At 58.8% G+C, this 14,150-nt stretch carries 9 protein-coding genes and 1 rRNA gene; 9 read left to right on the plus strand and 1 reads right to left on the minus strand.

From position 1 onward, the window contains the following. Window positions 1-119 precede the first annotated feature (119 nt). From cysS to glgB, 8 genes are all read left to right on the plus strand, one after another. Window positions 120-1,568, plus strand: a complete 1,449-nt coding sequence (gene cysS, locus QDX22_RS11045) for a cysteine--tRNA ligase (RefSeq protein WP_110099897.1) — start codon at window positions 120-122, stop codon at window positions 1,566-1,568. Further along, window positions 1,565-2,488 (plus strand): 23S rRNA (guanosine(2251)-2'-O)-methyltransferase RlmB, encoded by a 924-nt coding sequence (gene rlmB, locus QDX22_RS11050; RefSeq protein WP_110099898.1) that lies wholly within the window; start codon window positions 1,565-1,567, stop codon window positions 2,486-2,488. Before cysS ends, rlmB begins: the two co-directional genes overlap by 4 nt. Window positions 2,489-2,496: 8 nt before the next feature. Beyond that, entirely contained in the window at window positions 2,497-4,617 is a 2,121-nt protein-coding gene (glgX, locus tag QDX22_RS11055) for a glycogen debranching protein GlgX (RefSeq protein ID WP_233242881.1), read from the plus strand. An 81-nt stretch (window positions 4,618-4,698) separates the two neighbouring features. After that, window positions 4,699-5,700, plus strand: coding sequence for an ABC transporter substrate-binding protein (locus tag QDX22_RS11060; protein WP_110099900.1), 1,002 nt, complete (start codon window positions 4,699-4,701; stop codon window positions 5,698-5,700). A 99-nt stretch (window positions 5,701-5,799) separates the two neighbouring features. Next, entirely contained in the window at window positions 5,800-6,777 is a 978-nt protein-coding gene (locus QDX22_RS11065; RefSeq protein ID WP_110099901.1) for an ABC transporter permease, read from the plus strand. Further along, entirely contained in the window at window positions 6,770-7,561 is a 792-nt protein-coding gene (locus QDX22_RS11070) for an ABC transporter ATP-binding protein (RefSeq protein WP_110099902.1), read from the plus strand. The genes QDX22_RS11065 and QDX22_RS11070 overlap by 8 nt, the downstream gene beginning before the upstream one ends. A gap of 79 nt (window positions 7,562-7,640) precedes the next feature. Further along, complete coding sequence (locus tag QDX22_RS11075; RefSeq protein WP_110099903.1) at window positions 7,641-9,749, plus strand: alpha-1,4-glucan--maltose-1-phosphate maltosyltransferase; 2,109 nt, start codon at window positions 7,641-7,643, stop codon at window positions 9,747-9,749. Further along, window positions 9,746-11,992, plus strand: a complete 2,247-nt coding sequence (glgB, locus tag QDX22_RS11080) for a 1,4-alpha-glucan branching protein GlgB (protein ID WP_110101184.1) — start codon at window positions 9,746-9,748, stop codon at window positions 11,990-11,992. Before QDX22_RS11075 ends, glgB begins: the two co-directional genes overlap by 4 nt. A gap of 241 nt (window positions 11,993-12,233) precedes the next feature. On the opposite strand, the gene QDX22_RS11085 is transcribed toward glgB, so the two are convergent. Next, window positions 12,234-12,455, minus strand: a complete 222-nt coding sequence (locus QDX22_RS11085) for a hypothetical protein (protein WP_148707521.1) — start codon at window positions 12,453-12,455, stop codon at window positions 12,234-12,236. A 13-nt stretch (window positions 12,456-12,468) separates the two neighbouring features. Here QDX22_RS11085 and QDX22_RS11090 point away from each other — a divergent pair. After that, window positions 12,469-13,992: ribosomal RNA gene (locus tag QDX22_RS11090) — 16S ribosomal RNA — on the plus strand. Window positions 13,993-14,150 lie beyond the last annotated feature (158 nt).

Genomic DNA, 14,150 nt, shown 5'->3' on the forward strand with positions numbered 1-14,150 from the left:
AAAAAGCTAGCGAATGCTTCTGTATGGCATCCCCTCATCGGGGCCTAGCCGAGCACCCGACGACATTCAGCCGATGCCAGCTTAGGGTTCAGCAAGTCGACCCGGTAGACTCTGTACGCGTGGCACAACGATTTTATGACTCCAAGACCGCACAGATCCGCGACTTTGAACCTCTGGTTCCCGGTAAAGTCTCGCTGTACTACTGTGGTGCCACCGTGCAGGGCAAACCACACGTCGGTCATATCCGCTCCGCTATTGTTTTCGACATCCTGATTCGCTGGATGGAGTACAGCGGTTTCGACGTCATCTCGGTGCGTAACGTGACCGACATCGATGACAAGATTCTCGACCGCTCAGCGGCTTCCTATGGGGAAGACTTTCAGCCCGATTCGCTGTATCCGTCCGAAGATCCATGGTATGTGCTGGCCTACCGTTTCGAACGGGCCTTCCACGAGGCCTACACGAGCGTTGGGGTGCGTCCGGTCAGCTATGAACCACGCGCGACCGGTCATATTCCGGAAATGATCGTGCTCATTGAGCGGCTGATTGAGGCTGGACACGCTTATCCGGCCCTGGACGGCTCAGCTGACGTGTACTTCGAGGTGGCCTCATGGGCCGAGTACGGATCGTTGACTCGCCAGTCCATCGATCAAATGCAGGATGCAGCCGATGCCGATCCGCGCGGGAAAAAGGACCCCCGCGATTTTGCGCTATGGAAAGCCGCCGACCCGAAAGACCCCGAGACCGCCGGTTGGAACTCACCCTGGGGTCGGGGCCGGCCAGGGTGGCATCTGGAATGCTCGGCGATGTCGACCAAGTATCTGGGCGCCCAGTTCGATATTCACGGTGGTGGCCTCGATCTGCGGTTCCCCCACCATGAAAACGAACTGGCCCAATCAACGGCTGCCGGAGATGGGTTCGCTCGATACTGGTTGCACAACGGGCTGGTGACGATCAACGGGGAGAAAATGTCGAAATCGATCGGCAATATTGTCACCCCCGAACAAATGTTGGCCTCGGCCCGCCCAACCGCGGTGCGCTACTTCTTGGGTCAGGCCCACTATCGGTCGCAACTGGATTATCAAGACTCCTCATTACAAGAGGCCCAGGCAGCCGTGGAACGCATTGAGTCCTTCCAAGCACGGGCAACCCGTACCGTGGAGGCCACCGGCGAGCGCCAGGTGGCCCCGGAATTCCGGGCGGCTATGGAAGATGACTTGAATGTCCCGCAGGCGTTGGCTGCTCTGCACGCCACCGTGCGTGCCGGTAATATTGCTCTGGATACCGGAGATTCTGTCGCTGCGGCCCAAGCGCTGGATCAGGTCAATACGATGGTTAGCGTCCTCGGGCTGGATGATGTCCCAGAAAACGATGACGTGGCCGGAAACAACCAGGTGCTGGATGCGGTAATTCAGGCGCAGCTTGACGCTCGGGCCCAGGCGCGCGCGGATAAAGATTGGGCTACCGCCGATACCATTCGCGACACGCTAGCCGCTGCCGGGATTACCATCGAGGACACGCCTTCGGGCGCCGAGTGGCACCTGGCAGAAAGGACATCGAGACCATGAGCAACCCCCGCAAGAAAAAAGGCCCCACGAAGGGTAGTGGTGGTCAAGGACGGCGCCGTCTAGAAGGGAAAGGTCCCACTCCCAAAGCCGAGGATCGCACCTGGCACAAAAACTATAAACCCAAGAAAAAACGACCCACGAAGGCGCCGAAAACCAAACACGATGCGGTGGCCGGACGCAACCCGGTCGTGGAAGCCCTGCGCACCGAGATTCCAGCCACTGGATTGTATGTGGCCACCGGCGTGACCATGGACGAACGGATCCGTGAGGCCTTGAAACTCGCCGCCGATCGAGGTCTTCCGGTGCTAGAAGCCACCATGCCCGAGCTGGACCGGATGACCCGGGACGCCAAACACCAAGGGATTGCTCTGCACATTCCGCCCTATAAGTACCAGGACGCCACGGAATTGGGCCTGCAGCTGATGGCGGATTGGAACCGTGGCTACCGGCACGAGCCGCCATTGATCGTGGCTCTGGACTCCATCACCGACCCCCGCAACCTGGGTGCGATGGTCCGCTCTGCTGCTGCATTTGGGGTCGACACCGTGGTGGTGCCCGCCCGTCGCTCGGTGGGCATGACCGCCACCGCCTGGAAGACGTCTGCCGGTGCCGCTGCTCGGCTCCCGGTCTCCCAGGTCGTGAATTTGCCGACCATGCTCGTTGAATATCAGAAGGCCGGCATGTTTGTGATCGGGCTGGATGGCCACGGTAACCAAACCCTGCCGGGGCTTCCTCTCGCCACGGAACCTCTGTGCGTGGTCGTCGGTTCCGAAGGAAAAGGACTGTCTCGACTGGTTGCAGATACTTGTGATCAAATTGTCTCGATTCCGATTGTTGAGTCCACCGAGTCACTTAATGCCTCGGTGGCTGTGGGCGTGAGCCTGTATGAAATTTCCCGCCAACGAAACGGTCGTGCATGACTGAAACGATGACATCCACCTATCCCTCACGGCCCAACCCGTGGGGGCTGTCCGAGTCCTTAGAACAAGTTCCCGACCGCTGGTTGCAGAACTTTGCCGTCTACGCGCCCGGGTTGCAGGCCGCTGATGTGGTCTTCACCTCCGCCGGGCTACCGCTGGACCACACTCCCGGCCTGGAGGATCTCACTCGCGTCCAGTTGCCGGGATTGAGCGGTGGCGTGCACCACGGGGTGATCCCGGATCTGCATGACGGGGCGATGTATGCCATCATCGATCGCGCCACCGCCGATGAAGACATCCTCGAGGCCATCCTGCTTGACCCCTACGCTGCTGCGGTGACCGAGCGGGAAGGCTATTGGTGGTCGGTGGCCATGCACAGTTCCTTTGACTGGGACGGAGTGACCCGCCCCCAGGTACCAATGCGTGACACCGTCATCTATGAGGCCCATGTGGCGGGTCAGACCAAGCTACACCCGCACATCCCCGAGCACCTGCGTGGCACCTATGCCGGCATGGCTCACCCGGTGATGATTGACTACCTAAAAGATCTGGGCATCACCACGATCGAGCTGTTGCCCGTCCACCACTGTGTCTCCGAGAATCACCTGGTCGATAAGGGGCTGGATAACTACTGGGGCTACAACACCATCAACTACTTCTCCCCGCACCCCCGCTACGCCACAGCAGAATCCCAGGCTCAAGGCCCAGCGGCGGTGGCCACCGAGTTCAAGGGCATGGTCAAGCTGTTGCACCAGGCCGGGCTGGAGGTCATCCTGGACGTGGTCTATAACCACACCGCTGAAGAAGGCCAAGGTGGCCCGGTGCTGTGCTGGCGCGGGTTGGGCGATCGTGCGTACTACCGGTGGGACCCCACCGGTGAGCACTACGACGACACCACCGGTTGTGGTAATGCGCTGGACTTTTCCAATCCCGCCGTGGTGCGGATGACGCTGGACTCGCTACGCACCTGGGCTAGTGATTTCGGGGTCGACGGCTTCCGTTTTGATCTGGCGACCACCCTGGCTCGTGACGAGGAAAACACCTTCTCGCCAACCCACCCGCTGTTGGTGGCCATCACCCAGGATCCGGTGCTGTCCAAAGTCAAGATGATCACCGAGCCGTGGGATGTCGGCATGGGAGGATGGCGGACCGGGCAATTCCCGCCCGGATTTTGCGACTGGAATGACCACTATCGCGATATCGTCCGTGAATTCTGGGTGCTCGGCCGGCGCGCACTGGTGCGCGGGGAACAACCCAGTACCCTGGGACGGTTCGCCGATGTACTGGCCGGCTCGCAGAACATCTTTGCCGAATCCGGGCGCTCGCCGCTGGCCTCGGTCAATTTCGTCACCGCCCACGATGGATTCACGCTGGCCGATGTGGTCAGCTACGACCACAAACACAATGAGGCCAACGGCGAAGATAACCGAGATGGAACCGATAACAACCGGTCCTATAACCACGGGGTGGAAGGTCCCAGCGATTTGCCGTCGGTTTCCCAAGCCCGGATGCAAACCCAGCGCAACGTGTTGGCGACCCTGGCCTTGTCGCTGGGGGTCCCGATGATTACTGCTGGGGACGAAATCGGACGTAGCCAAGGCGGAAATAACAACGCCTACTGTCAAGATAATGAGATCTCCTGGACCGACTGGTCGCTGTTGGACACACCCGAAGGTAAAGATCTTCACGATACGGTGCGCCTGTTGCTGACCATTCGGCGCAACTTCATGGCCGGCCAGCCCTACACTTACCCCTCGCAGTCGAACATGCTGTGGTTCAACGGCGAAGGCCGGCCAATGAGCGCGGTCGAGTGGGAATCCCCGCAAGAGCGTTTCTTGCAAATGTTGCTCTCCGCCCCCGAAGGTAGTGTCGACGGTCTCGTGGTCTTCAATGGGGGGCTGGAATCCGAACAGTTCCGAATCCCCGATCTGGCCGAGTTGGCTACAGAGGTTGCCGACGGAGACGAGGAACACGTTATCCCGGTCGCCTCGGGTCTGCCTTTTGTCCGTGAGCTGACCACCAACGTGCCGGACCGTCCGCGGCAAGGTGGACTAATCTATCCCGGTGAGACCGACACCATCGCCCCGTTTTCTGTGTCGATGTATTCCGTCCAACGGCACGAGTCCTAGCTTCTGAGGTGTAAAGTAATCTGGGTCACTGCACGTGCAGCGGTGACTGTATCACTCAACTCACCGATCACTGGAGAGCTCATGAAACACACTCGAGACCTACTGGCAGTATCCGCGACCGCGGTGATGGCCAGCCTGGCACTATCTGGATGCGGCGATAACGGTTCCGGGGGAGGCGACGGCGGGTCCTACCAGGTCGGGATCTCCCAGTACGTGGCTCACCCTTCTCTGGATGCTACCAGGGAAGGCTTCAAAGAGGCCCTGGAGGAAGCCGGACTCGAGGTTGACTACGATGAGCAAAATGCCGCCGGAGACCAGTCCACGGTGAACTCCATCTCCGGGAACTTCGCCAATAATAGCGACCTGGATCTGATCGTGGCCGTGGCAACCCCCTCGGCTATTGGTGTAGCGTCGGCGATCACCGATCGTCCGATCCTCTTCGGTGCTGTCACCGACCCGGTGGATGCCAACCTGGTGGAAGACTGGGAAGCCCCCGGTGGAAACGTCACCGGAGTCTCCGATCTGAACCCGGTCGAAGACCAGTTCCAGATGATCCGTGACGTAATGCCCGATGCCACCACCATCGGTATCCCCTACTCCTCAGCGGAGAGTAACTCCGAGGTCCAGGTGCGCTTGGCTCGTCAGGCCGCCGAAGAACTCGACTTCGAGATCGAAGAGTCCACCGTGACGAACTCCTCCGAGGTCCAGCAAGCGGTGAACACCTTCTCGGATGTGGACGCCATCTGGGTCCCGACCGATAACGTGATTGTCTCCACCCTAGAAACCGTGATCGGTTACGGAGAAGACCACCAGATCCCAGTCTTTGCCGGCGAACCTGATTCGGTCGAGCGCGGTGCGGTGGGCACCTTTGGTATCGACTACCATGCGCAGGGGCAACAGCTCGGTGAGATGGCCGTCGAGATTCTGGAAAACGGTGCCGACCCGGCAGAGATGGCCGTCATCCGTGCCGAGCCGGACACCATGGAAATGACTGTCAACCCCGGCGCGGCCGAGCGGATGGGCCTGGAATTCCCGCAAGAGACCCTCGACGAGGCCGTCACCGTCGGCGACGACACCGAATAAGGTAACGCGGCCAGACAACAGGCCCGCTCGAGAATCAACGAAACACAGAACAACATAACGGACAAGACAAAGACAAGTCGAAAAGGAACCGATACCGAGATGCTGGTGGGTATTGAACTCGGGCTGATCTACGCGCTGCTCGCGTTGGGTGTGTATCTGACCTTTAGGATCCTGGATTTCCCAGATCTGACGGTGGACCAATCCTTTACCACCGGTGCCGCCACGGCAGCGATGATGATGGTCCATGGGGGCAGCAACCCGTTGCTGGCCATGTTGGCGGCCTTCGTGGTGGGGGCGCTGGCCGGGATCATCACCGGTCTGTTGCACACCAAAGGTGGCATCAACCCGCTCTTGGCGGGAATTTTAACCATGCTCGGGTTGTATTCAATCAACCTGCGCATCATGGGTAACCAGGCCAACGTGCCACTGTTGGGTACCGAGACGATCTTCACCTGGATGGGCCCCTACGCCCGTACTTGGGTGTCGATATTGATCCTGCTGGTCGTGGTGTTGGCGATCAAGCTGATTCTGGACTGGTTCTTGTCCACGGACCTCGGTCTGGCGTTGCAAGCCACTGGTAATAATGAATCGATGGTGCGTAGTTTCGGGGTCTCTACCGACACCATGAAGATCATCGGTCTGGCTGTCTCCAACGGCCTGGTGGGCCTGTGTGGCGCCGTGGTCGCCCAGTCACAGGGATCGGCTGATATCTCGATGGGTATCGGGCTGATCCTGGTGGGGCTGGCCTCGGTGATCCTCGGACAGGCGCTGTTTGGTCAACGCAACGTGTTCATCGCCACCACCGCGGTGGTCGTCGGGTCGATCCTTTATCGCCTGGCGATCCAAGGGGCTCTCGAGCTGGGGCTGAACCCCAACGACATGCGCCTGATTTCGGCACTGATCGTCATCGCAGCGCTGCTGTTGCCCAAGCTCAAGATCGTGCGGAGACTACGACGCAAGCGCGAGATTAACGCAGATCCCTTGGGTCCGGTCCAACCCATGCCTGAATACCTGCCCAGCGAACATACTGCGGGGACCGCACCGCGGGCCACATCCCAGGAGGGTCATCGTGCTTGAGCTCACCAATATCTCCAAAACCTTCTTCCCCGGCACGCTTAACGAGCGCCGGGCGCTGAAGAGCATTAACCTGACCCTGAACGACGGCGATTTTGCCACCGTGATCGGGTCGAACGGTGCCGGTAAATCCACCCTGTTAAACGTGATCGCCGGCAAGCTGATGCCCGACACCGGTTCGGTGTTGATCGACGGTCAGGACTTGACCCGTACTAAAGATCACCGGCGTGCTGCCCTGGTCGGGCGGGTGTTCCAGGACCCGCTGGCCGGAACCGCGCCGGATCTGACCATTGAACAAAATATGGCCGTAGCAGCCAAGCGCGGGCGCACCCGCGGGTTGGCAATGGCGGTCCGTCGCGAGCAGCGCGAGTTATTCGCCCGTGAGCTGACGGTGCTGGAACTGGGACTAGAACACCGGTTGAAAACTAAGGTCGGGTTGTTGTCAGGAGGCCAACGTCAGGCCTTGAGCCTGTTGATGGCGACCTTCTCACATCCGCAGGTGATGCTCCTCGATGAGCACACCGCAGCCTTGGACCCGCAACGGGCCCAGCTGATCACCGAGCTGACCGCCAAGGTCGTCGAAGAACAGCAACTCACCACGTTGATGGTCACCCACAATATGTCCCAGGCGCTACAGGTCGGCAACCGGCTCATCATGATGCATGACGGAGAGATCATCTTTGATGTTTCTGGTGAGGAGAAATCCCAGTTGAGCGTTGCTGACTTACTGGAGAAATTCGCCAGCATCAAAGGTGCCGTCCTGGACGATAAAACCCTGCTGGATTAGGCATCCAGGCCTGATTGGCAACGATTCATCCGGCAACTCTGGCCCCGTGGTGCAGACCCACGGTAGCGTAGAGACCGTGATGATTCCCCACCAGGTCAATCCCACCGCCGAGAGCGTGATCCCGAGCGTAACCCGGATCCCCGTCATCGATGTCAGCCCGGTGGTCGATCAGGGGCGTTACCCGGCAACTGCCGTGCTGGGAGAAGATATCCCAGTCAGCGCCACCGTTTTCCGGGAAGGCCACGACTCCTTGGGCGTCACCGTGGTGTTGCTGGATCCGGAGGGGAACGAAGTCCAGCGGGTCAGAATGCATCCCGGCGCCCCGGGAACTGACCGGTGGCACGCCAGGATCCGGCCCTCCGCACTCGGACGGCACACCTTCGCGATCGAGTCCTACGCCGATGACTTTTTGACCTGGTACCGGGCCGCGGTGATCAAGGTTGATGCCGGGGTTGACGTGCAACTGATGTTGGACGAGGGCGTGCACCTGTTTGAACGCGTCCAACGGTCCCGCCCCGAACGCCAGAAGTTTACTCCGCAGGCTTGCGAGCTGTTCGCCGACGCTGTCACCGTGTTGCGGGATTCTTCGCTGAGCCCACAACAACGACTGGAACAGATCAACACGGCCGAACTTCAGCAGGTGTTGGAAGATCAGCCGCTGCGTTCGTTCGTGGGAACCACCGGCGGGTATCCGCTAGAGGTGCAACGCCTGGCCGCCGGTCAGGGGAGCTGGTACGAATTCTTCCCCCGCTCGGAGGGGGCCTATATCGACGAAGACACTGGACATTGGGTATCCGGAAGTTTCGCCACCGCCGAAAAGCGGTTGGCCGAGGTAGCCGAGATGGGGTTCACAGTGGTGTATTTGCCACCGATTCACCCGATTGGCACCACCCATCGCAAAGGTCCCAATAATACCCTCACCGCCGGTGAACATGACCCCGGTTCCCCGTGGGCCATCGGAAGCCCGCAGGGCGGCCACGATGCAATCCACCCTGATTTGGGGAAGAAGAAAGACTTCAAACGGTTCGTCAAAACCGCCCGTAAACACCAGCTGGAAATCGCGTTGGATCTGGCCCTGCAATGTTCTCCTGACCACCCGTGGGTGGAAGAACACCCCGAATGGTTTACCACCCGGCTGGATGGCACGATCGCCTACGCGGAGAATCCGCCGAAAAAATATCAGGACATCTACCCGCTGAACTTCGATCACGACCCGCAGGGCCTTGCTGAAGAGATCCACCGGGTGGTGTTGCACTGGATCAAGCTCGGGGTGAAGATTTTCCGCGTCGATAACCCCCACACCAAGCCGTTGTGGTTCTGGGAGTGGCTGATCGCCACGGTCCGGGAGGACCACCCCGAGACGGTTTTCCTGGCCGAAGCCTTCACCCGTCCGGCCATGATGCACGCGCTAGGAAAGATCGGATTCCAGCAGTCCTATGGGTACTTCACCTGGCGTAATTCCCGCGACGAGATTGCCGGGTACCTGCACGAAATCTCCCACGACACCCCGGCGTTCTACCGCCCCAACTTCTTCGTCAACACCCCGGATATCCTGACCGAGTTCTTGCAGTCCGGGCTACGCTCGGCCTTTGCTATCCGGGCCACCCTGGCCGCTACTGCCAGTCCGTTGTGGGGCGTGTACTCCGGGTTTGAACTCTTCGAACACGTCCCGCGTCCGGGCGCGGAAGAATACATCGACAACGAAAAATATCAGTACCGTCCCCGGGATTTTCGCGGTGCCGAAGCCGCCGGAAACTCGCTGGCACCCTATCTGCGACACCTTAACGCCATTCGCGCCACCCACCCAGCACTAGGGCAGCTGCAGAACCTGCAGTTGCACTCCGCTGATACCCCGAACATTTTGGTCTACTCCAAGGTGCGCAACGCTACCCCGGCAGGCATCCACCGCGATCGAGACCTGGTCACCGACAGTCTCGGGCCGGAACACAGCGACAGCATCGACCGGGTGATTGTCGTGCTGACCACCGACCCGGAACATGTTCAAGAAGCCACCATCACTCTGGACCGTGCGGCCCTGCAGTTGCCCGCAACCGGGGAGTTTCAGGTCAAGGACCTGATCACCGACGCGGTCTGGACCTGGTCCGATCAGAACTACATCCGGCTGGACCCCGGAATTCACGTGGCGCACATTCTCACCGTGTTGCCCCCTGAGGAAGAACAGTCGTGACCCACCAACCACTCAACCCCTCCGAACGTCGTACCGGCCCGGCCCCACTCGAGGTGCCGGCTGAGATCCTGCAACTGGTCTCGGAAGCCCGCTACCACCAGCCACACCAAGTGCTGGGCGCCCACGCGGTACCCGGGGTACTCACCATCCGCGTGTTGCGCCCCTTTGCTCGCTCGGTCACCGCGGTCACCGAGGAGGGGGACCGCATTGATCTGGTGCATGAGTTCGACGGGATTTGGGTCGGAGCCATCGCTCATGAGGACCCCAAAGATATTCCCGGCTATCGTCTGGTGATTAGCTACACCGATGACGAACATGACCAGTTCGAGATCGACGATCCCTACCGCCACTGGCCGACCGTGTCGAACGAGGATCTCGCAGCTTTCCACTCCGAGCACGGGGTGGAAGATCTCTGGCGGATTCTCGGAGCCAGGATTCACCCCGAAACCGGTGGCACCTCCTTCACCGTGTGGGCCCCCAACGCCCGCGCGGTGCGGTTGATCGGCGACTTCAACCACTGGGACGGCCGACTCCACGCCATGCGCAGCCTCGGAGAATCCGGGATCTGGGAATTACTGATGCCCGAAGTCGGTCACGGCGCCCACTACAAGTTCCAGATCCTGGGCGCTCATGGTCAGTGGGTCGACAAAGCCGACCCGATGGCCCGCTGGACGGAAGTCCCCCCGGCCACCGCATCGCGGGTGTTCGATCCGAATCACCCGAAGGCCTACACCTTTACCGACCAGGACTGGATAACTCACCGGGCAACCCATAATGTCCACAACGGTCCCATCTCGATCTACGAGGTTCACGCCGGGTCCTGGTCCCCAGAAGTCATGCACGAGCAGACCAAAGTCAGCTACCGCACCCTGGCGGATCAACTCGTTGACTACGTGACCATCCACGGCTTCACCCATGTGGAATTCATGCCCCTGGCCGAGCACCCCTTCGGTGGGTCCTGGGGATATCAGGTCTCCGGATACTATGCCCCCACGTCACGCTACGGCACTCCCGATGACTTCAAATACCTGGTCGATCGACTCCACGGAGCCGGAATCGGAGTCCTGGTCGACTGGGTACCAGCCCATTTCCCCAAAGATCAGTGGGCACTGGCCCAATTTGACGGGGCACCACTGTACGAATACGAGGACCCGCGGTTAGGTGAGCACCCCGATTGGGGGACCAAGGTTTTTGATTTCGGACGTCAAGAAGTCCGCAACTTCCTGATTTCTAACGCCTTGTACTGGCTCGAAGAATTCCACGTTGACGGTCTGCGCGTCGACGCCGTTGCCTCCATGCTCTACCGCGACTATTCGCGCAATGATGGTGAATGGGTCCCCAATGTTTACGGTGGTAACTACAACCTCGAAGCGATTTCGTTACTACAGCGGGCCAACGAGTTGGCTTACCAGCGCAATCCCGGCATTGTCATGGTCGCCGAAGAGTCGACCGCCTTCACCGGAGTGACAGCCCCGACCTCCTGGGACGGACTCGGTTTCGGTAAGAAATGGAATATGGGGTGGATGCACGATACCCTCAACTACCTTGCCGAAGACCCGGTTAACCGTAGCTGGCACCACAACGAGATCACCTTCTCGATGGTTTATGCCTACTCGGAGAAATACATCTTGCCACTTTCCCATGACGAAGTCGTGCATGGCAAAGGCGCCCTGGTCAACAAGTTCCCTGGAACCCGACAACAACAACTGGCCACACTGCGCGCCTACTACGGCTTCATGTGGGCCCACCCCGGCAAGAAGCTATTGTTCATGGGTGGAGAATTTGCCACCGACCGTGAATGGTCCGAACATGCCGGGTTGAACTGGAGGCTGATCGAAAATCTCAGCCACCGTGGCGTCATGAACGAAATCGCCGACCTCAATCAGCTCTACCGTAAGACCCCGGCACTGTGGGAACTCGACGATGATCCGGAAGGGTTCTGGTGGATCGACGCGCACGCCGCAGAGAAAAACCTGGTGGCGTTCCTGCGCTGGGACCGTAACCAGCAACCGGTATTGTGCTTGACCAACTTCTCCGGCATTGAGCACCGAGACCACACCGTCGAGTTGCCGGTACCCGGAGTCTGGCACGAAATCTTCAACTCCAACGCCGTTGAATACGGTGGATACGGAGGAGGGAACCTGGGACAGGTCACCACGCACCCAAACGCAGAAAACCCCTCTAAGAATGAAGCGCAGATCACTATTCCCACATTGACGACCCTGTACCTCTCACCGCGCTAAAACCCTTGACATCGCGGGGAAGTACAAGGAGTTCACCCCGATTTTGCACTCACGCAAAAAGCGTGTAATGTTGTCACTCGTGCCCGGGAGATGTTCGGAAACGAAGATCGGTCGGCACAGATGAGAACGGGATACGAACCGGATCATCATCCACAAAAAACCTAATATTAGCTCGCACCAGAGCGCTTGTGATGTAGATCACGACGTATCAAGTTGACAAGCTGAGAGTGATGAGCATATATTAGTAAAGTTGCTTCGGACGGAAACGATAAAAATTCGCTAAAGTTCGAAAGTGAACGGTTGTTTGATAACTCGATAGTGTGCCAAGTTTGTTGATGCCAAATTTTTTTTGTTTGGTTGCCATGGCCTCTTTTTTGCCTCGTTGGTTTTGGGGTTGTGGTTTGGCCAGTGGTGGGTTTTTCCGGCCTGCCTTTTGATCGTTCTTTCTGGGGCGTGACTTCATTTTTGTTGTTCTTGTTTTGGAGAGTTTGATCCTGGCTCAGGATGAACGCTGGCGGCGTGCTTAACACATGCAAGTCGAACGATGAAGCTACAGCTTGCTGTGGTGGATTAGTGGCGAACGGGTGAGTATCACGTGAGTAACCTGCCCTTGACTCTGGGATAAGCCTGGGAAACTGGGTCTAATACTGGATATGACTTCTGACCGCATGGTTGGTTGTGGAAAGTTTTTGCGGTTTTGGATGGACTCGCGGCCTATCAGCTTGTTGGTGGGGTAATGGCCTACCAAGGCTTCGACGGGTAGCCGGCCTGAGAGGGTGACCGGCCACACTGGGACTGAGACACGGCCCAGACTCCTACGGGAGGCAGCAGTGGGGGATATTGCACAATGGGCGCAAGCCTGATGCAGCGACGTCGCGTGAGGGATGACGGCCTTCGGGTTGTAAACCTCTTTCAGCAGGGAAGAAGCTTTGGTGACGGTACCTGCAGAAGAAGCACCGGCTAACTACGTGCCAGCAGCCGCGGTAATACGTAGGGTGCGAGCGTTATCCGGAATTATTGGGCGTAAAGAGCTCGTAGGCGGTTTGTCGCGTCTGCTGTGAAAGCTCAGGGCTTAACTCTGAGTTTGCAGTGGGTACGGGCAGACTGGAGTGCAGTAGGGGAGATTGGAATTCCTGGTGTAGCGGTGGAATGCGCAGATATCAGGAGGAACACCGATGGCGAAGGCAGGTCTCTGGGCTGTTACTGACGCTGAGGAGCGAAAGCATGGGGAGCGAACAGGATTAGATACCCTGGTAGTCCATGCCGTAAACGTTGGGCACTAGGTGTGGGGGATATTTCCACGTTTTCCGCGCCGTAGCTAACGCATTAAGTGCCCCGCCTGGGGAGTACGGCCGCAAGGCTAAAACTCAAAGGAATTGACGGGGGCCCGCACAAGCGGCGGAGCATGCGGATTAATTCGATGCAACGCGAAGAACCTTACCAAGGCTTGACATACACCGGATCGTTCCAGAGATGGTTCTTCCCTTTTTGGGCTGGTGTACAGGTGGTGCATGGTTGTCGTCAGCTCGTGTCGTGAGATGTTGGGTTAAGTCCCGCAACGAGCGCAACCCTCGTTCTATGTTGCCAGCATTTGGTTGGGGACTCATAGGAGACTGCCGGGGTCAACTCGGAGGAAGGTGGGGATGACGTCAAATCATCATGCCCCTTATGTCTTGGGCTTCACGCATGCTACAATGGCCGGTACAGAGGGTTGCGATACTGTGAGGTTGAGCTAATCCCTTAAAGCTGGTCTCAGTTCGGATTGGGGTCTGCAACTCGACCCCATGAAGTCGGAGTCGCTAGTAATCGCAGATCAGCAATGCTGCGGTGAATACGTTCCCGGGCCTTGTACACACCGCCCGTCGAGTCACGAAAGTTGGTAACACCCGAAGCCGGTGGCCTAACCGTTGTGGGGGGAGCCGTCGAAGGTGGGACTGGCGATTGGGACTAAGTCGTAACAAGGTAGCCGTACCGGAAGGTGCGGCTGGATCACCTCCTTTCTAAGGAGAAAGTTTTTTTCTCAGTGTTTTTGTTGGTGCCCTGGTGTGGTGACTGATGCTGTTGTGGTGTTGGTGCCAGGGTGCTGTTTGGGTGGATCATCAATGAATCCCTGGTTGTGTGGGGGTCATGCTGTGGGCATGGCTGGTTGCTGCTATTA

The sequence above is a fragment of the Auritidibacter ignavus genome, from assembly GCF_029853775.1.
Lineage (GTDB): Bacteria > Actinomycetota > Actinomycetes > Actinomycetales > Micrococcaceae > Auritidibacter > Auritidibacter ignavus.